General features: G+C 62.1%; 19 protein-coding genes. 8 read left to right on the top strand and 11 right to left on the bottom strand.

The window, feature by feature from the left end:
• Positions 1 to 24: 24 nt before the first annotated feature.
• Complete coding sequence (locus tag VHD36_01310) at positions 25 to 267, bottom strand: hypothetical protein (GenBank protein HVU85928.1); 243 nt, start codon at positions 265 to 267, stop codon at positions 25 to 27.
• A 192-nt stretch (positions 268 to 459) separates the two neighbouring features.
• Positions 460 to 1419 carry a tetratricopeptide repeat protein gene (locus VHD36_01305; GenBank protein HVU85927.1) on the bottom strand — a complete coding sequence of 320 codons (960 nt, stop codon included), beginning with the start codon at positions 1417 to 1419 and terminating at the stop codon, positions 460 to 462.
• A gap of 197 nt (positions 1420 to 1616) precedes the next feature.
• Between VHD36_01305 and VHD36_01300 the strand changes: the two genes are divergently transcribed.
• A complete protein-coding gene (locus VHD36_01300; protein HVU85926.1) occupies positions 1617 to 2039 on the top strand; it encodes a hypothetical protein in 423 nt (140 codons plus the stop codon).
• Between the two features lie 654 nt (positions 2040 to 2693).
• Complete coding sequence (locus VHD36_01295; protein HVU85925.1) at positions 2694 to 2915, top strand: winged helix-turn-helix domain-containing protein; 222 nt, start codon at positions 2694 to 2696, stop codon at positions 2913 to 2915.
• Positions 2916 to 2954: 39 nt separating this feature from the next.
• Here VHD36_01295 and VHD36_01290 read toward each other — a convergent pair whose 3' ends face one another.
• Together VHD36_01290 and VHD36_01285 are read right to left on the bottom strand one after the other, a co-directional pair.
• Positions 2955 to 3503, bottom strand: a complete 549-nt coding sequence (locus VHD36_01290; protein HVU85924.1) for a DUF456 domain-containing protein — start codon at positions 3501 to 3503, stop codon at positions 2955 to 2957.
• Positions 3504 to 3763: 260 nt separating this feature from the next.
• Positions 3764 to 4045, bottom strand: coding sequence for a ferredoxin family protein (locus VHD36_01285; GenBank protein ID HVU85923.1), 282 nt, complete (start codon positions 4043 to 4045; stop codon positions 3764 to 3766).
• 422 nt (positions 4046 to 4467) lie between these two features.
• Between VHD36_01285 and VHD36_01280 the strand changes: the two genes are divergently transcribed.
• A complete protein-coding gene (locus VHD36_01280) occupies positions 4468 to 5046 on the top strand; it encodes a sigma-70 family RNA polymerase sigma factor (protein ID HVU85922.1) in 579 nt (192 codons plus the stop codon).
• A 44-nt stretch (positions 5047 to 5090) separates the two neighbouring features.
• Here VHD36_01280 and arfB read toward each other — a convergent pair whose 3' ends face one another.
• Entirely contained in the window at positions 5091 to 5513 is a 423-nt protein-coding gene (gene arfB / locus VHD36_01275; GenBank protein ID HVU85921.1) for an alternative ribosome rescue aminoacyl-tRNA hydrolase ArfB, read from the bottom strand.
• A gap of 96 nt (positions 5514 to 5609) precedes the next feature.
• On the opposite strand from arfB, the gene VHD36_01270 reads away from it, so the two are divergent.
• Positions 5610 to 7046, top strand: coding sequence for a PQQ-binding-like beta-propeller repeat protein (locus VHD36_01270; protein ID HVU85920.1), 1437 nt, complete (start codon positions 5610 to 5612; stop codon positions 7044 to 7046).
• A gap of 72 nt (positions 7047 to 7118) precedes the next feature.
• Here VHD36_01270 and VHD36_01265 read toward each other — a convergent pair whose 3' ends face one another.
• Entirely contained in the window at positions 7119 to 8399 is a 1281-nt protein-coding gene (locus tag VHD36_01265; protein HVU85919.1) for a PP2C family serine/threonine-protein phosphatase, read from the bottom strand.
• A 598-nt stretch (positions 8400 to 8997) separates the two neighbouring features.
• On the opposite strand from VHD36_01265, the gene VHD36_01260 reads away from it, so the two are divergent.
• Positions 8998 to 9741: a PEGA domain-containing protein gene (locus VHD36_01260; GenBank protein ID HVU85918.1), complete on the top strand. Its 744-nt coding sequence runs from the start codon at positions 8998 to 9000 to the stop codon at positions 9739 to 9741.
• Between the two features lie 31 nt (positions 9742 to 9772).
• Here the strand turns inward: VHD36_01260 and VHD36_01255 are convergent, their stop codons facing one another.
• The 5 genes from VHD36_01255 to VHD36_01235 form a co-directional block, all read right to left on the bottom strand.
• Positions 9773 to 12400 carry a prolyl oligopeptidase family serine peptidase gene (locus VHD36_01255; GenBank protein ID HVU85917.1) on the bottom strand — a complete coding sequence of 876 codons (2628 nt, stop codon included), beginning with the start codon at positions 12398 to 12400 and terminating at the stop codon, positions 9773 to 9775.
• Positions 12401 to 12461: 61 nt separating this feature from the next.
• The gene (gene ptsP, locus VHD36_01250; GenBank protein HVU85916.1) at positions 12462 to 14222 is read right to left on the bottom strand and encodes a phosphoenolpyruvate--protein phosphotransferase; all 1761 of its coding nucleotides are present in this window, start codon (positions 14220 to 14222) and stop codon (positions 12462 to 12464) included.
• A gap of 124 nt (positions 14223 to 14346) precedes the next feature.
• Positions 14347 to 14835 carry an Hsp20/alpha crystallin family protein gene (locus VHD36_01245; protein HVU85915.1) on the bottom strand — a complete coding sequence of 163 codons (489 nt, stop codon included), beginning with the start codon at positions 14833 to 14835 and terminating at the stop codon, positions 14347 to 14349.
• A gap of 99 nt (positions 14836 to 14934) precedes the next feature.
• Complete coding sequence (locus VHD36_01240; GenBank protein ID HVU85914.1) at positions 14935 to 15327, bottom strand: Hsp20/alpha crystallin family protein; 393 nt, start codon at positions 15325 to 15327, stop codon at positions 14935 to 14937.
• A gap of 75 nt (positions 15328 to 15402) precedes the next feature.
• Positions 15403 to 15855 carry an Hsp20/alpha crystallin family protein gene (locus VHD36_01235; protein HVU85913.1) on the bottom strand — a complete coding sequence of 151 codons (453 nt, stop codon included), beginning with the start codon at positions 15853 to 15855 and terminating at the stop codon, positions 15403 to 15405.
• Between the two features lie 524 nt (positions 15856 to 16379).
• Here VHD36_01235 and VHD36_01230 point away from each other — a divergent pair.
• The 3 genes from VHD36_01230 (at position 16380) to VHD36_01220 (ending at position 18377) form a co-directional block, all read left to right on the top strand.
• Positions 16380 to 16865: a 3-hydroxyacyl-ACP dehydratase FabZ family protein gene (locus tag VHD36_01230; GenBank protein HVU85912.1), complete on the top strand. Its 486-nt coding sequence runs from the start codon at positions 16380 to 16382 to the stop codon at positions 16863 to 16865.
• An 82-nt stretch (positions 16866 to 16947) separates the two neighbouring features.
• Positions 16948 to 17700 (top strand): 3-oxoacyl-[acyl-carrier-protein] reductase, encoded by a 753-nt coding sequence (gene fabG, locus VHD36_01225; GenBank protein HVU85911.1) that lies wholly within the window; start codon positions 16948 to 16950, stop codon positions 17698 to 17700.
• Between the two features lie 284 nt (positions 17701 to 17984).
• Positions 17985 to 18377 (top strand): acyl carrier protein, encoded by a 393-nt coding sequence (locus tag VHD36_01220; GenBank protein HVU85910.1) that lies wholly within the window; start codon positions 17985 to 17987, stop codon positions 18375 to 18377.
• Positions 18378 to 18441: the final 64 nt, after the last annotated feature.

Below are 18441 nucleotides of genomic sequence, written 5' to 3'. Positions count from 1 at the left end.
TTCTGGCATCAACAGCCGACCGGTTTAGCGGTGATAGCCCAACGACTTGACCACGGCCAACATTTCATCGTGCGTGATGAAGCGCCGGCGGTGCATCAACTTGTAGGCGTCAATCGCGCGGGCCAGCTCTTTGCCGTCGGCCGACAATTCGTCATGACTGTCGGCAAACTGGCGGCGCTCCCGGCCGGGCGGCCCTTCGTATGAGGTGTAACTGCGGCGATCGATAAAGCTATCGGGTCCCGCGGTCAACGCTTCGGGCATGCCCATTCCCAGCACTCCTCGTGAAAACTTTCCGCCTTTCATCTGGCCACAACTGCGCAGGCGCGGTGTCCTGCGACGCAATTGGGCCCGCGGAAACATACATTGCGCGCTTGACATCGTCAAAATCGTCGGGTCGAACTCCGATCCGACCGGGATAGAAGTAACGATTACGCAGGCTGCGTCCGGCCGCGTGAGCGATTATCGTGACTGCGCGGGGCCTCGGCCCGGCAAACGAGCCATCAGCTCCTGGTAGCGTGGATTGCCAGGATCGCGAGCGGCGGCCTGTTCGAGCGCGATGCGTGCCTCGGCGGTGTTGCCGCGCGCCATTTCCGCCTCGCTCAGACAGTAGAGGATCTCCGGATTGCCTTGGTCGCGCGCGATCGCGTGATGATAACTTTCCACGGCCTCGTCGAAGCGATGCAGGCCCGCGTAGGCCAGACCGGTTTCGAACATCAGCTGCGCAGGCTCGTCGCCGGGGGCGTGCTGTTCGAGCACCGAATGGAGGTTCGCCAGCGCGCGGTCGGGCTCGCCAATAGCGAGATAAGTTCGGGCCAGCTCGTGCAGGATCGCCGTATTGCGGGGATCGTAGCTCAGCGCGCGGTGCAGGTCGGCCAGCGCCTGACGATTGTCTCCCAACTGGCGCATGATGCGGCCACGGACCATCCAGGCGTCGGCCGATTTCGGTTCCAGATCGATGGCCAATTCCGCGTCATGCCGCGCTTCGGCCAACTGTCCTGCCACTAAGTGGAATTCGGCCAGCCGATCCAAGAGTCGCGCGTCTTCCGGGGCTTCTTTCACGGCTTCGGCGAGCTGAGCAGTGGCTTCGGTCCGGGCCCCACGATGCCACAATGTCTCGGCGTACTGTCGCCGGGCATCGACGTCCTGAGGGCAAGCCTCGACGGCGCGGGCAAAGAGCTTTTCGGCCGTGGTCCAATCCTGGCGGTACAGGGCACTTGCCCCTTGCTGCGAAAGCTGTCGCGAAGTCAGCACCGAGCGCGACTTCGATCCGCCATACACGGGAAGGCGGCAACCGCAGCAGGACGTCAGAACCAGGCTCGCTAGCACCAGCCGTCCGATCGACCAGCTTAAGTGCGCAGCCTGGCCGCGGCGCGTGCGCGCCTGGCCCGATCCACGTGCCCCCACGGATGCGGATGTCATGATCACCGCGCGGCTGCGGCCAGAATGCGTATAATCGGCCGCGTTCCAAAGATGGGAGAAACACAGGGGGCGGGATCGTAGCAAAACCGCTGGGCGCCGGCAATGTGGCCGGCGCCGCGACCGCGATGGATGCCAGTACCGAGGCGCGTGTCCGGCGGAAATCCTCACTTCGAATCTCCAGGCGCACGAATTTCCCGATGGCAGCACTTTTCGACAAACTAGGCATCCACTTCCTCTATCCCGAAAGCTGGAAGTTGGATGAAAGCGAGGCGCTTGAGGGAAACCAGGTCGTCTCGGTCTATTCCCCGGGTGGATCGTTCTGGTCGGTGATGATTCATCCTTCCGGAACGGCCCCCGAGAAACTGGCGGCGACGGCTCTCAAAGCCATGCGCCAGCAGTACGACGAGCTCGACGCAGAAGAGGTCCGCGAAACGATCGCCGGCCAGGAACTGGTCGGCTACGACATGAATTTCTACTGCCTCGACCTGACCAATACCGCACAAGTTCGCAGTTACGGCACCCGGGACGCGGCTTACGTGATTTTCTGCCAGGCCGATGATCGCGAGTTTGCCGAAATTGAAGAGATTTTTCGCGCGATCACGACCAGCCTGTTACGCTAAATCGGCCGGCCCTGGCCCATCCCGCGTTGATCCTTCGCCGTTGGCAGCCGGAATTCTTGTAAGACTTACAAGAGCGTCCGCCTGCGCGGCAACGATGGCTTGCTAGCATTCGTGAAGCGCAAATGACGACCAGCCGGCGGGTTTCGTTCGATACCGGCGAGCGCGACGCCAAGTCTTAGACGATTGGCACACCAACTGCATCAAGCCGTAAACCGTCGGAGACCCACTCAGCCCTGGGGCTTCCCGCAGCCTCAGGGCCGAATTCCGACGCCCGCATTCGCAGGACCGTGAATCTAAGCCATCCGTCGCGATGAACCGCGACGCAAGCCCGGGACGGGCAGGAACACCTTTTCACGGCTAAAGGGCTTGGTTGGCCACCCCGCAGGCCAACCAAGCCCCTTTTTTTGCGCTCTTGTCTTCATTCCCCCTGGGGTCCGCTTTAAATCGCTTTATCCCTACGTACCATCTCCCGCATGGGGGTTTTCTCGGCGCAATCGTCAGAGGCCGCACTCGTTGAGCCTTTTGCGATCCTGCCGCTATAATTTCCCAACGCCGTTTCGGCCCGCACTTCCCCGCACATCGCGGCGGCCTGGTGGGGGGCGGAGCGTTGCGGAAGAACGTTATCGTTCTTGGGAATCACGAGGAGTTGTAGCGATGGCAAGTGCTACGGAAGTGTGCCCGATCACGCAGATCGGCGAAACGGCCGGCGCCATTTGGCGCGCGTTGTCCGACAAGGGACCGCAAACGATTGCCCGGCTGATCAAAGAGATCGACGCTCCGCGCGACGTGGTGATGCAAGCCATTGGCTGGCTGGCCCGCGAGCACAAGATCGCGATCGATGACGAAGGCCGTTCGCGAACGGTGTCGCTGCGATAGGTCGAACGGGTGGCGGCCGCGTCCACCAGGTGGCATGGGTCAGGCCACGGCGGCAATCGCGGCCACCACGACCATCACGGCGCCGATCACGGCCTTGGACAGCGTCCCCAGGAGTCGGCCCCAGAAGGCCGCGTGGCCGATGCGCCAACTCGCGGCCAGGTCGCGTCCGCCGTGGAATTCCAGCGCCATGGCGCCTGTCAAAGCCCCGAAGGCTCCGCCTAGAACTGCCGCGACGGCCGAGCCGATGAGCGGCACAGGCAGCCCGATCATGGCGCCAGCGACCGCGCCGAACAGGGCACCCACGATCGCTCCGACGGCGCCACGGCGCGTTCCGCCCGCTCGATGGGCCGCCGCGGAGCCCGTTGCGAATTCAACGATTTCGCCTAGAAGCGCCAGGGCCACCAGCACACCCAGCACGGCGGGCGCCATCTGCACGCGCAATCCCTCGGGCACAAGCCACGTTGCCGCAGCCGCCAGCGCGACGATCATCCAATTGCCGGGCAGCCCGAACAGGGTCGTGCACCAGCAGACGACAAGCGCAACCAGGTACAGGAGCGACAGCGGCAAGTCGATCAATAGCGTGTGCATATGGCCGCCGTCGCGATCGCTGTAAAGTGCGAGAGCCTGTGTGCCAGTAGTAGCTCATCCTCGCTAAGAATAATTCGCCGCGTCGCCTCCACCCTTTTGATAATCGGACGTTCGCAAAGGCGCAAAGGAAAACCCACCGAGGATGCGCAGTGCATCGGCGGCGGGTTGGGTATGCGCAGCGTAAAAGGCTGTCCGAACGAAAGGCAACGGACACAACCGACAAAGGCGTCGCGAAAAGCGCCGCAGTGAAACGATGCCGATTACTCGGCGCCGGCCAGCGGTTCTTTCTTTTCCGTGATGACCGGGCACTGCGTCGCCATCTCGGCGTTTAGCGCCGTAAAGTCCTTCCACTCCTCCGGCAGGTTGTCCTCGTGGAAGATCGCTTCCACCGGGCACTCGGGGACGCAAGCCTCGCAGTCGATGCATTCGTCGGGGTGGATATAAAGCATCTGCTCCCCTTCGTAGAAACACTCGACGGGGCAGACGACGACGCAATCTGTGTACTTACAGCCAAAACAGGGCTCGGCAACAACGTGAGTCATGAGAAACGACTCTCCTTTCGGCTCACCGACCACAACCAAACACGTCTGACAACGGGGCGCACCGCACACGGGCCGCTACCGAAAGATCTTCCGCTGCCAGTCGCTTCGGCCGACGGTCGCCGACCATTCAACACGCACCGGCAGTAAACGTCAAGTGCTTGCCGGCGAACGGGTTGACGGCCCGCGGCCGCTTATCCGCCGGAATCATAGGACGCCCCCCGCGGTGGGTCAACCAAACTCGCGGAACATCACATTTTTGTAGTCCCGGCTCGGCTTGCTCCGTTTTTTGATCGATCTTAAAATTCATATAGGCTGGCTTGGGACGCTTGTTCAGCTGCAGTTACGCCCGTCAGTCGCCGGGCATTTTTGTCTAGGCAGGGAATCGCCCCGTCCGCGCGTGCGGGTAACGAGGGTTCGTCTTCGTGGCACTCTCCGACTTCGATCGAAAGCTCCTCGAACGATGCCTCGGCCGCAAGCCCCGTGCGTGGGAGGACTTCGTTGATCGATACACGGGCCTGGTGATGCACGTCATCAACCATTCGGCCCAAGCGCGCTCGATCCGCCTCACGAATGAAGATCGTGAAGACCTTTGCGCCGAGGTGTGCATGGCGCTGGTGCGCAAGGATTTTGCCATCCTGCGTCGCTTCCGTGGACAGAGCAGCCTGGCGACCTATCTAACGGTCGTCGCCCGGCGCATCGTCGTTAAGCATTTGCTCGCCAACAAGTCCGCCGCCCGCCTGGCGGTCGTGCCTGGGCACCCCACGGATTTTCCGAACGGGGAAAACGGCGCGGCCGAGGATCGCGTGGTCAATCGCGATGAGGTCGAGCGACTGCTCGAGGACCTGGAAGACCACGAGGCCCAGGTCGTGCGGCTCTATCACATCGAAGGCAAAAGCTACCGCGAGATCAGCACGGCCACCGGCATGCCGGAAAACAGCGTCGGCCCCATGCTCAGCCGCGCTCGCGAAAAGATGCGCCGAGACGGACCCATCGCACAATAGCGGCCCGATCGCGCAGGAGTTTCTTCCTGTACCGCGCTTTTTTTTTAGTCTTCGCGAGCCGGCCGGCGGCGCAGTTGCTTTTTCGATGCCGCCTCGCGTTTCTTCTCCAGCCGCTTTTCGCTGGAGGCGCGCGTCGGGCGCGTCTTCTTACGAGTTACAGGGCGCACGGCAACCTCGGCCACCATGACGCGCAGCTTTTCCAGACAATCGTCGACGTTGCGCCCCTGGTCGCGGTAGCGCTGGCTGCTGATCAGCAGGTCCCCCTCGGTCGTGAGCCGGCTGGCAAAGCGGCGCAGAAAACGCTCGCGGACCTCGGGCGGTAACGACGGGCTGCGGGCCACCGACCAGCGCAGTAGCGCCTTGGAATTCACCTTGTTCACGTTCTGACCGCCCGGACCCGAGCTGCGCGCATAGGTGAACTCGAATTCACTGACGGGAATCTGCAAGCGGGAGTTCACGATCAGCATGCGGGAGGCTGTATTTCAGCGTGCAGGGGACCAGGCGGCGGTCGATTGCGTCGTGCGACTATAGTATAGTCCTGCGGTAATAAGGAGAGTTGCGTTATGCGGCGGCTCATGTTTGTCAGGGCGATTTTGGTGCTCGCGGCCGTTTGCGGCGCGGCGTTCGAGGTTCGTGCCGACGAAACCCCGGCAGCCGCGCGCGGCGCTGCGCCGGCAACTCTGCCGCCGGATTTGGGAACACGCCGCGAAGGCGAGGACTGGCCCACCTTTCTTGGTCCCACCGCGGACAGCAAATCCGCAGAGCGCGGCATTCTGACCGCCTGGGGTAAGAACGCGCCGCCGATCGTCTGGCAACATCGGCTGGGCACCGGCTACGGCATGCCGTCGATCAGTCGCGGCCGGCTGTTTCAGTTCTCGCGCTTCGCCGGCCAGGCGCGGCTGGAATGCCTGAACAGCGAATCGGGCGAGCCGCTATGGAAGTTCGAATATCCGACCGACTACGAGGATCTGTACGGCTACGACAATGGCCCGCGTTGTTCGCCGGTGATCGACGAGGATCGCGTTTACACCTTCGGCGCTGAAGGCATGCTGCACTGTCTGCGCGCGGTCGACGGGGCGCTCGTATGGAAAATCGATACGGCCGAAAAATTCGGCGTCGTGCAGAACTTCTTCGGCGTCGGCAGCACGCCGGTGATCTATCGGGATCTGTTGATCTGCCAGATCGGCGGGGCCACCGAGGACACGCGTAACACGCCGCCGGGTCAGCTCGATCGGGTGCGCGGCAAGGACAGCGGCGTGGTGGCCTTCGACAAGCACACAGGCGCCGTTCGATATCAAATCAGTGACGAGCTGGCCAGCTATGCCGGGCCGACGCTGGCGAAAATCGCCGGCCGCGACTGGTGCTTCGTGTTTGCCCGCGGCGGTCTGCTGGGGTTTGATCCGGCGAACGGAAAGATCGATTTTCATTTTCCGTGGCGGGCGACAGTTCTCGAGAGCGTGAACGCCAGCAACCCGATCGTCGTCGACGACCTGGTTCTCATTTCGGAAACGTACGGCCCTGGCTGCGCGGTGCTGAAGGTGAGGCCCGGCGGCTATGACGTCGTGTGGAGCGACAAGGATCATCGTCGCGACAAGCGTCTGCAAACCCACTGGAACACGCCCATCCACGTGGACGGATACGTCTATGGCTCCAGTGGCCGGCACCCGGAGAACGCCGAGCTGCGGTGCGTCGAGCTCGAGACCGGCAAGGTGATGTGGAGTCAGCCGGGGCTGGCCCGTTCGAGCCTGTTGTACGTCGACGGCCACTTCGTCCTGCTGACCGAAGGCGGGGATTTGCTGCTGGTGAAAGTAAATCCCGAGAAGTTCGAGCCCGTGGCGATTGCCCAGCTCGCCGCTCCTGGCGATGGCGAGAAAACCGAAGGAGAAGCACCGCGGAAGCTGCTGACGTATCCGGCCTGGGCGGCGCCGATCCTAGCGCACGGCCTGCTCTACGTGCGCGACCACAACCGGCTGGTGTGTTTGGAGCTGATCGCGAAGTAGGAAGTAGTCAGTAGTCGGTAGACAGTAGTCAGAAAGAGAGCAGCGTATCAGTAACTGACTACTGATTACCGACTACTGACTACTATTCTTCCCCTGATGCCGCAATTGTTCCATGATCGACGTCAGGGCGTGGCAGTATTCGCGCACGCTTTCGGTGAAGTCATGCCGCTGGGCGGCCGTGGCGGCCCGCGTCACCTGCGTATTGAACTTGTTCCAGTCGATCTGCCACCCTTCTTCCATCGCGGCGTCGCGCAATTGCTTGACGACCTTGGCCAGTCGTTCGACGATCGGGGCGCTCGGGGCGCAGTTCACCGAGCGGTAGGGTCCCTTGCCGAGCTGCGCCCCTTCGAGCCGGCCCGCCGATCGTAGTGACGCTTGTTGCATGGCGATAAAGCCGCCGGCAAGCGCGGCCGCGATGCCGGCGGCCGCGGCCACGGCCAGCTTCTGCAAGAAAGCCATCGACAGCGCGACCAGCACCAAGACGGCCAGCGTGATCCAGGCGGCGAGGTGTACCTTTTCGCGCTCATTCGTGGGGCGGCTCCGCGCGGGTCCCAACTCTTCCGCATTGGCAGCCGTCAGCGGTCGTAGTACGCGCACGGCGATGACCGTGATGTTGTCCGGCCCGCCCCGCAGGTTCGCCAGGTCGACCAGCGTCTGAATCGCCTCGGTTGGCGGCAATGTGCCGAGGATGCAACCGATCTCGTCGTCCTCGACCTGTCCCGACAATCCGTCGCTGCACAAGAGGAACGCGTCCCCGGCTTCGACGGCGAACGGGCCCTCCAAGTCGACTTGCACTTGCGGATAGGGGCCCAGCGAGCGGGTAATGATGTTTTTAGGCACGTTCAGCTGAATTTCGCTGTCGCGCATCTTGCCCGTCGCCTGCATCTCCCACACCAGGCTGTGGTCGAACGAGAGTTGATCGAGCCGGTTGTTGCGCAAGCGATAAACGCGGCTATCTCCGACATGCGCGACGACAGCCCCCTCGGGCAAGAGCAAGAGCGCACTGGAGGTCGTGCCCATGCCGCGGAAATCCGCGTTGCTCTGTCCGCGGGTAAAGACGCGTTCGTTGGCGTCCTGAAAGGCTTTCTGAATGGCCTCGACGGGCGATTCGTCGGGGGTCTTGTAATAGGTGAGCGACACGAAGTCGGTGGCCATCTTGCTGGCCAATTCGCCTGCTGCGTGGGCGCCCATGCCGTCGGCGACCATGAACAGGTCGCCGCGCCGCAGCCAGTCGAGTTCTTCCGGCGACACGACAACGACGTACGAATCCTGGTTATTCGCGCGCCGCAGACCCACGTCGCTCGTCGCGGCGTAATCGAGGGCCTCTCGCCATTCTCGTACGGGGGCGGGCATCGCAGGTCCGGTCGGTACCAGTGCTGTCAGCCCCGAGGCTAGCAGCCTGTTGAAAAAAGCCCTCGTGGCTTTTTTCAACCTCGCCAAGTGCGAAGCAAAGCTTCGCACGGCTCGCAAAATAAAGACTTACGTCGATATTTTGCCATCGCATCCCTGCGATGTCGCAGCCCGTTGAGTTCTTCGACAGGCTGCTAGCTCGTCAGGCAGCCTACTATGCTCATTTTAGCTCGTCGAATCTAGTGGCATAAGTACCGGCCGTGTTACGACGTGCGCAAGCCGCGACAGCAGCGAAGTCGATTCACCCGCGTGGCAAACCGGCGTTGGCTATCGGACTGGATGCCGCCAGCAGGCCTCGCTATACTCCGCGGCCTCATTTCCTTGCTGAAGTCGCCGCGAGGGCCCGCCGTTCGGCGTGTCGCGGCATGTAGGTTTGGCGCTACACGGCGCTCGTTCCGTACATTTCGACACTAACCGCATCCCAAGTCCGGCCAGCCGTATCGGGGCTTCGCGCTTTGTTCGCGCGCGGGCTCTGCTGGGCCGTGCCGAAAAAAGCAGGCACACGCGCCGCGTGAGCAACATCCACACGAAATCACGAACGATGCGCCGAGGCGGTCAACTATTGATCGTTTTCGTTGCCATGGTGTTGGCAACCGGCTGCGTGCAGCGGCGTCTGACGATCCGTTCGAATCCGCCAGGAGCGTTCGTATGGATCGACAATTACCCGATCGGCACCACGCCCGTCTCGACCGATTTCGTTTATTACGGCAAGCGGCAGATTCGCCTGGTGCGCGACGGCTATGAGACGTTGACCGTCGAACAAAAAATCAAGGCGCCGTGGTACGAGTGGTTCGGCATCGACTTCATCAGCGAGAACCTGGTTCCGGGGACCATCCGCGACGAGCAAGCGCTCGACTTCAACATGGTGCCGCAGCAGGTTCCCTCCAGCCCGCAATTACAGGCGCGGGCCGAAGAGCTGCGTGCCAGCAGCCAGGCGCAGCGCTATGTTCCGCCGGCGCCCCTCGCGCCTCCTCCAGGCGCGGTGCCACCACCTCCGCCGCCGGGCACGATCCTTCCGCAGCAGGCACCTCCACCGGGATTGTTGCCGGCGCCGACGACCGGCGCGCCGATGATGCTGCCATCGCCGCAAAGCGTGCCGCCGGGACAACCACCGATTGGTGACGGTTGGCAAGCTCCTGGCGCTTCGACCGTTCCGCCACCGGGCGCGTACGCCCCACCTCCCGGCGCCTACGCACCGCCGCCGAGCACCGTCACGCCGCTGCCGAACCTGGTCACGCCGCCGGTGACAACGCCCAATACGGCGCCGACGTTGCCGATTCGCTAGAGCGCTGAAGCGGTCGGATTCCGCTTTATGGTCAGTCGGCCTTCTTCCGGCTGCCGATCAAGCTGGCGAAGCGCACGCCGTAACCGTCCGGATCGGCCACAGTGAAATCGCGCAAGCCGTAATAGCGATCGCCGATCGGCGCCACCACGCGGGCTTTCATCTCGCCGCACAATTTCCAATAAGCGTCGACGTCCTTCACCATGACGCGCATGTTCGCAGCTGGAAACTCGGGGGCAGGCGGCAACTTCGCCCGTTGGTCGAGAAACAGCTTGTGATTCTCCCAGGCAAGCTCGGCGAATCCGCCGTCCTTACGCAAACGTTTGAAGCCGAGCTGCTCGTAGAAGGCCAGCGACTTATCCAGGTCGCGGACGAAAATCTCGGTGACCAATTGCTCGGTCGCCGGAACATATTGCTGCGACCGTGGCGGGTCGATCGTGTTGCCAAAATCGCCGGGCATCTTCACCTCCAGTTCCTTGACCAGAAACGCGTAGCCGTCGGCGGCCTCTTCGATCAACTTCGAGGTTGGCGTCCCGGCGCCGTGCCCGGCGCTGGTTTCGATGCGAATCAGGATCGGTTTATCGCCGGCTTGCGCGGCTTGCAGTGTCGCCGCGAATTTGAAGCTGTGCCCCGGCACCACGCGATCGTCGTGGTCGGCCGTCGTAATCAGCGTGGCCGGATAGTTCGTGCCCGATTTGATGTTGTGCAGCGGCGAATAAGCGAAGAGCGACGAGAAGTCCTCAGCATTATCGGCCGAGCCGTATTCGCTGACCCAGGCCCAGCCGATCGTGAAGCGGTGAAAGCGCAGCATGTCCATCACGCCCACGCCCGGGAGCGCGGCGCCGAAAAGATCGGGGCGCTGCGTGAGTGCGGCGCCGACGAGTAGTCCGCCGTTCGATCGGCCGGAGATGGCCAGACGCGGCGTCGAGGTGAAACGATTGTCGATCAGCCACTCGGCGGCGGCTAGAAAATCGTCGAAGACGTTCTGCTTTTTCGATTTCATGCCGGCTTCGTGCCAGGCGCCGCCGTATTCGCCACCGCCGCGCAGATTCGGCTGCGCGTAGATGCCACCCAGTTCGAGCCACACGAGCCGGCCAGGCGAGAACGCGGGCGTCAGCGAGATATCGAACCCGCCGTAAGCGTACAAATACGTGGGATTGTTGCCGTCGAGCGGCAAGTCCTTGCGGCGCGTGATGAACATCGGCACGCGCGTGCCGTCTTTGCTTTTGTAGAAGACCTGTTCGGTCACGTACCGGTCGGCGGCAAAATCGACATCCGGCTTGCGAAAGACGGTACTTTTCCCTGTCGGCACGTCGTAGCGGTAGATCGTGGGCGCCGCGAGGAAACTGGTGAACGAATAGAAAATTTCGCTGTCACTCTGCCGCGCTTCGCCGAGAGCGACGGTGCCGATGTCCGCGAGCTTGATTCCGCCCTGTGGTTTGCCGGCCGTGTCGAACAGCCGAACCTGGCTGCGCGCATCCTGCAAATACAGAGCGACGAACTTCCCGCCGACGAGCGTCACGGATTGCAGGACGTCAGCCTGTTCCGGGACCAACTCTTTCCAACCGTCGCGCGCCGGCTTCGTGACGTCGGCGGCAACGACGCGATGCCGCGGAGCGTCCAGATCGGTGCGCAGATAAAACGTGTTACCGTCATTGCCGAGAAAGATATATTGCGCGTCGAAACCCGTGATCCAAGGCACGACCTGCGCATCGGGCTTTTTCAAATCGAGGTAAAAGAGCTGATTCTTACGCTCGGTGCCGCGCCAGACGCGGATCACCAGCCAGTGGCCATCGTCGGTCACCAGGCCGTCGAAGCCCCATTCCTTTTCGTCCGCCCGCTCGTAGACCAGTTTGTCCGCAGACTGCGGCGTGCCCAGCCGGTGGTAGAACAGCTTCTGAAAATAATTGACGCCGGTGAGCTTCGCCTGCTCGTCCGGTTCGTCGTAGCGGCTGTAATAGAAGCCCTTACCATCCGGCGACCAGGAGGCCGTCGAGAATTTGATCCACTGCAGGCGGTCCTCCAGATCGCGGCCGCTGTTGACGTCGCGGACGCGCCACTCCTGCCAATCCGATCCGGCCGTCGCCAGGCCGTAAGCGAACAAGCGGCCGTCGTCACTAATGGCACTTCCGGATAGTGCGACGGTGCCGTCGGTCGACATCGCGTTGGGGTCCAAGAGAACGCGCGGCTCGGCATCGAGCGCGCTGGCGACGTAAATTACGCTTTGATTCTGTAATCCATCGTTGCGGCTGTAGAAGTAACGACCGCCACGGGCCGTGGGGATGCCGTACTTTTCGTAGTTCCACAGTTGCTCGAGCCGGCGGCGCAGCGGCTCACGAGCCGGAATCGACTTGAGGAAGCCGAACGTCAGTTCGTTCTCGGCCTCGATCCACGCGCGCGTTTCCTTGCTGTCGGTGTCTTCGAGCCAGCGAAAAGGATCGGCGACCTGCCGGCCATGATAATCGTCGACCGTGTCGCCGCTGCGCGCCTGCGGGTAATGCCAGCGATTAGCGGTGATATTGATGGTCTTGCCGGCGACGATCTGTTTCGAACCTTTGCTCGCCGCGCCGCCTTCGTCGGCGGTTGCCTCGGCTGCGGCAATGAAGAGCAGGCCCAGGCAAGCGGTCAGCCACGCCCGACGGAAAGTGCAGGTTGCGTGCATCGGAATACCTCCACGGGCGATGGTCGAAGGACCGCCGAGACGAGCAAGTCGGCTCGGCGATTTACTGCGAATCGAGTGGGCGCAGGTTCGGGGCGATCCGCGCGATTTGTTTGCCCATGAATTGAACGACCTGGCTGGTGGTTTTCAAGCGCAGGGCGCCGGCCAGTACTTCCTCGGCATCGCTCACGGTCAGATGCCGCGCCAGGTCCTTGATCAAAGGGATGAAGGCCGGGCTCATGCTGAAGCTGCGCAGGCCCATACCAACCAAGAGCACGAAGGCCCTGGGCAGCCCGGCCATTTCGCCGCATAGCGTGACCGGCTTTCCGGCCCGATTGCAGGCCGCGATCACGCTATGCAGCACCTTCAAAACCGGTGGGCTGAGTGGCTGGCACAGGTGGCTGACCTTGGGATTGTCGCGGTCGGCAGCCATCAGGTATTGGACCAGGTCGTTCGAGCCGATCGATACGAAGTCGACGATTTCCAGCAATTGTTCGATCGACACCGCGGCCGCCGGCACCTCCAGCATCAGGCCGATCGGCAGGTCACTGACCTTGGAGCCTTCGGCATGCATGCCGCGGCGTACACGATGCACCATGGCGCGGACTCGGCGCATTTCTTCCAGCGTGGTGATCATCGGGAACATGATGCGCACGTCGGCCGGCGAACGCCGGGCCTCGAACGCCGAGCGAACGATCGCGCGAATTTGCGTTGTAAAAAACTGCGGGTGTTCGAACGATAAGCGGATCGAGCGCCAACCGAGGAACGGATTCGCCTCCCGATCGTGGCCGAGGTAGGGAATCGTCTTGTCCCCTCCCAGGTCGAGCGTGCGAATCGTCACGCGCTTATTCGGGCTGGCTTCGATGATCGCCCGATACGCCGTGAGCTGCTCTTGCTCGTCGGGCACGTCGGGATGCGTCAGGAACAGGTACTCCGTGCGAAACAGACCGATGCCGGCTGCCCCCATGGCGGAAGCGGCCCGGGCATCGTCCACGTTGTTCACGTTGGCCAAGAGGTCGATTTTGGCGCCATCGACGGTGACGGCCGGCAGATCGCGATTCTCGGCCAACACGTCCTTCAGGTGGATGTATTCGCGCTGCAGCTTACGGTAGGCGCTCTCGGCCTCGGCATCGGGATTGACGATCACGTGCCCCGAACTGCCGTCGACGACGATGGTATCGCCGTTTTGCACGGCGCGGAGAATCCCTTGCACGCCGCTGACGGCAGGGACGCCACGGCTGCGTGCGAGAATCGCCGCGTGGCTGGTCTGGCCGCCCGACTGGGTGACGATGCCTGCCACTTCGCGCTTGCCCAGCGCCACGACCTGCGAGGGGAGCAGCTCACTGGCGACCAGGATCAAGGGCCCGTTGATCGCTTCGGGATCCTTGGACAGCACGGGCGACAGGTGACTCGAGAGGCGGATGATCACGTCGCGAATGTCGACCAGCCGCTCGCGCAGATACTCGTCGTCCATCCGGGTAAAAAGCTCGGTATAGGTGGCCAGCACCGTCTGGAGCGCCGCGGGCGCCGCCTCGCGATGATCAACGATGCGCTCGCGCACCTTGGCGGTGAAAGCCGGATCGTGCAGGATCGTCTCGTGGGCACGGAATACGGCGGCCTGTTCGGTGCCCACCTGGCTGGCCACTTTCTGATGCAGCGCGCGGAGATCTGCGGCCGTCCGCTCGCGCGCCAGCTCGAAACGTCGCAGTTCGGAAAAGATTTTGTCTTCGGCCAGGCGGCGGGTCTTCGGATTGACGAAGATCTCGTGGATGCAATAGGCCTTGCCGATCACCACGCCTGGAGAGACGCCAATTCCCTTTCGCATGCCAGAATCGTATCAATCGGGCCACGTACCAACAACGACGCACGGCCAAGCTGCCGCTCGACCGTGCGTTTCGTAAAAAACCGGGATGTTGAACAGCCCCCGGCCGGCGCGAGTCAGCCCGAGATCAATTCGTTTTGACCGAGATTCGTCGGGCGTGCGCGGCCTGGGCCTTTTTCAGGTGAACTTCCAAGACGCCGTTGGCAAAATGCGCGTCGACGTGCTCGGCGTCGACTTCGGCCGGTAAGCGAACCTGGCGCCGGAACGACCCATATCGCGTCTCGCTGTGCCAGTAGTTCTTGTCCTTCGTTTCGCTGGTTTCCTTTTTCTCTCCCGCCAACACCAGCTTGTCGCCGGTCACGGTGACGTCGAGGTCCTCAGGCTTAACGCCCGGGAGTTCGGCGCGGATATTCACTTCGTTGTCGGTTTCGCTGACGTCCAGTGACGGCGACCATTCGCCGCCCGTGAATCCGGCAAACGCCGTCTCGACCATGTCGAAGGGATCGCGGAAAAACGAGTTAAACAGGCGATCGACCTCTTGCCGGAACGAATCGGCGGGCGCGAGTCGCGAACCACCGTTCTCTTCACGCTTATGTTTCCAAGGTATCAGGGACATGGCATACGCTCCTTTCCGCTTATCAACCTGGCACCGTCGGGTTCGTTTCGAGCCCCGCCGTTGCCTACTCGAAAAAGTCGCTCTTCGATTCCACAGTTTTCAACTCTTTACGGTGATCTTCCGTGGCTTCACGGCTTCGACCTTCGGCAGATGAAGCTTGAGAACGCCGTCGGCGTACTCGGCCTCGATCCGGCCGGCGTCGATCTGCTCGCTGACGCGGAAGGTACGGACGAAATCGCCCACGCCGTATTCCCGCAGCAAATACCGCTGCGTTTCCGGCTGCCGCCCATGCACCGGCGCGCGCACGGTCAATTGGCCGTCTTCGAAATGAATGTCGATCTCCGTGCTGACCGCGCCCGGCACGTCGGCAACGACGAGCAGTTCCTCGGGCAGCTCCAGAATGTCCACGGCCGGGCGGTAGAATCGCCCGCTGCGCGTCGTTTCGACACCGCTGTCGCTGGTTTCCTTTTCCAAAGTCGCTTCAGTTGTCATCGCTTTATTCTCCTTGTACGCGCCAGTTCGGCGCTTGCGTTCCAAGATTCTGCAGTTTGTGCTGGCCGCGCGGTGCTACTGGTTTCCGCCGGAACGGATCTCGATCTTGCGTGGGCGTGCCGAGGCTGCTTTCGGAAGTTTGAGAAACAGAACGCCGTCGCGCAGAGTGGCCTCGACGCCGTTGGCATCGACTTCATAGGGCAAGTGCAGGGTGCGCGAAAACTCGCCGGCCGATCGCTCGCGGCGGTGGTAAGACTGACCTTCGCCGCTGGTGACGGATCGACGACCGCGCAAGGTCAGCTCGTCGCCGGTTACGGAGACATCCAGATCCTCGCCCTTTACGCCAGGCAATTCCGCCTCGGCAAATAACTGATCCCCTTCCTCCCAAACATTGACCGCCGGGAACAAGCGATCCTGCGACCTGGTGCTGGCGGTGGCTGACCGCGTAAGAAAATCGCTCATCGCGCGCTCGAACTCGCCGCGCAGTTGCCAGAAAGGAAATCCGCCGTTGGTGCGCCAACGAACCATGTGAGTAACCCTCCAAAAAACGGTGTTGAGTGGCCGACCGGCCAACTGGCCGGAACCGGCCTTCTGTGACATGCGTGCTGCCCGACGGAAACGAAAAGCAAAGTCCGTGCCGCGTTGTTCGACCGAGGAGCAGTCGGAACGCTAGGCATTGCCGCAGCGATACTTTGGACGAGGGGCCCATCGGGGCGTTTTGTCGGGGGCTGCCAAGGCGGCAGTTCGCCTTCGGCAGACATTCATCCGATACAGCGCATTCTTCCCATTTCCCCTGACCGTACAGCGAGTTACGTCATTGCAGGCCGAGCAACAATCGCCCCTTCGGACCCTGCCGCCGAGCCGGACGAGGGGCGCGACTGCACCACGGAGAGTGGCTGTAAATGCTTGCGAGGAAAAGGGTTTTATTCCTCTTTGGCAGCTTTATTTGCGGTTGTGAAAGTCGCGGGGATCGCTATATACTACCGAGTCCGAAAATTAACCCTAACTTAGCGCGCAGCGGTAGGAGACCAGGCGCGCGGCCGGTGGTCTCTATGCGCTTTACGCTGATCGATCGAATCGTTGATCTCTCGCCGGGTGAGAAGATCACGGCGGTCAAGAACCTATCCCTGGCCGAGGAATATCTGGCCGATCACTTCCCCGGGTTTCCGGTCATGCCCGGGGTTTTGATGCTCGAAGCCATGACGCAGACCGGAGCGTGGCTGATTCGGGCGAGCGAGGATTTCGCTCACAGCACGGTCGTGCTGCACGAGGCGCGGAATGTGAAGTTCGCCAATTTCTTGCAGCCCGGGCAGACCCTCACGATCACGGCTGAAATTCTGGATCAGGACGAACGCCTGACGCGTCTGAAGGCGAGCGGCCTGGTGGACGGCAGTCTGACGGTTTCTGCACGCCTGGTACTCGAGCGATACAACCTGGCCGACGAACGTCCCGATCGAGCGGACGCTGATGACGTGGTGAAGCAGAAACTGCGAGAGCTTTTCTCGCTTTTGTACCAACCCCCCGTGACGGCTTCTTAGGCTGCTGGGAGTCGTCCCACGATTCCCGCGGCAATGAATCGAGGCAAGCCGAGTTCCCCGTACTTTTTCCGTGGCATCCGTTATGCGTTTGGCATCTCGAACAGCTCTGGTGACCGGTGGCAGCCGCGGTATTGGCCGCGCTTGCGTTCGGGCCTTGGCTGCCGAAGGTGCCAAGGTGGCCTTTGTTTACCACGCGCAAGAACAAGCCGCCAACGAGCTGGCCTCGGAGTTGACCGGCCAGGGGCACGAGGTGCGGGCGGTGCAAGCGGACGTGGCCGACAATGCGCGGGCCGATGCCGTCGTTGCCCAGTTGCTCGAATCGTGGAAAGGGATCGACATCCTGGTCAATTCGGCCGGCGTCATTCGCGACGGCTTGTTCGCGACCATGGATCCACAGCAATGGCACCAGGTCATCGATACGAATCTTAACGGTACCTACAACTACTGCCACGCCGTCGTGCGCCCCATGATGTCGCAGCGCCGCGGCAGCATCATCAATATTTCCAGCGTGGCCGCCGAATTCGGCTCGCGGGGGCAGGTGAACTACGCTGCTAGCAAAGGGGGCATCGACGGCCTGACACGCACCCTGGCCAAAGAGCTGGCCGCCCGCAAGGTGCGCGTCAACGCGGTTTCGCCCGGCATGATCGAAACCGACATGAGCGAAGTCGTTCGCGGCCTCGCCGGCGACGAACTGAAAAACTTTATTCCGTTGCGACGCGTCGGGCAGCCCGACGAAATCGCCAAAGTGGTGGCATTCCTAGCTAGCGATGACGCTAGCTATATCACCGGGCAGGTGCTGCGCGTCGACGGCGGGTTAAGCCTGGGAAGTTATTGAACGAACGGCGGTTGAACGAAGCCTCGCAGACTGTGCCTCGTAGCAAAGCTCCGGCAAGCGCTGTCTCGCTGGCTTGCCGATGGATAGGAAATGAAGAAATAGCAACCTGGCCGGCGGACAGCTGGCCGTGACTGCTGTGGTGCAGAAAAAGGCGATTAGTCGCCGTGACGGAACAAGGCCCGCTGACCGGCGGATGCTTTCAATGAATCAGAAACTATGCAGCGGCGCGATGGCGAAACGTTTGCCAACAGCCCGGCTGCAGCAATGTGTGGGAGAAGGTGAACATGAGTGACAATGCCGAGTTGTTCAACAAGATTCGTACCGCACTGGTCGACGCGCTGGGCGTGGACGAAGACGAAGTCACGCCCGAAGCGACGCTGGTCGGCGATCTGGGAGCCGAGTCGATCGACTTCCTGGATATCGTGTTCCGCCTGGAAAAGGCTTTCGATATCAAGATCCCTCGCGGTGAGTTGTTCCCCGAAGACATTCTCACCAGCACGCAGTACGTGCAGCAGGGGAAACTGACGGACGAGGGTCTGACGGAATTGAAGAAGCGGATGCCGTTTGCGAATCTCGACGAGTTCGCCAAGAATCCGGTCGTGAAGAACTTCGTGAATCAACTGACCGTGCAGGATATGGTGCGCTTCGTGGAGTCGAAGCTGGCCGCTACGGCCTGAGGTTTTGGGGCGGCCGTTGCCGGACGCGCGCTGGGAGGTCGCGGACACGTCCGACGAGGGGCGC

Source organism: Pirellulales bacterium (genome assembly GCA_035546535.1).
Lineage (GTDB): Bacteria > Planctomycetota > Planctomycetia > Pirellulales > JACPPG01 > JACPPG01.
Note: the sequence above shows the minus strand (reverse complement) of the source record. Positions and strands in the feature narration are given on the sequence as shown.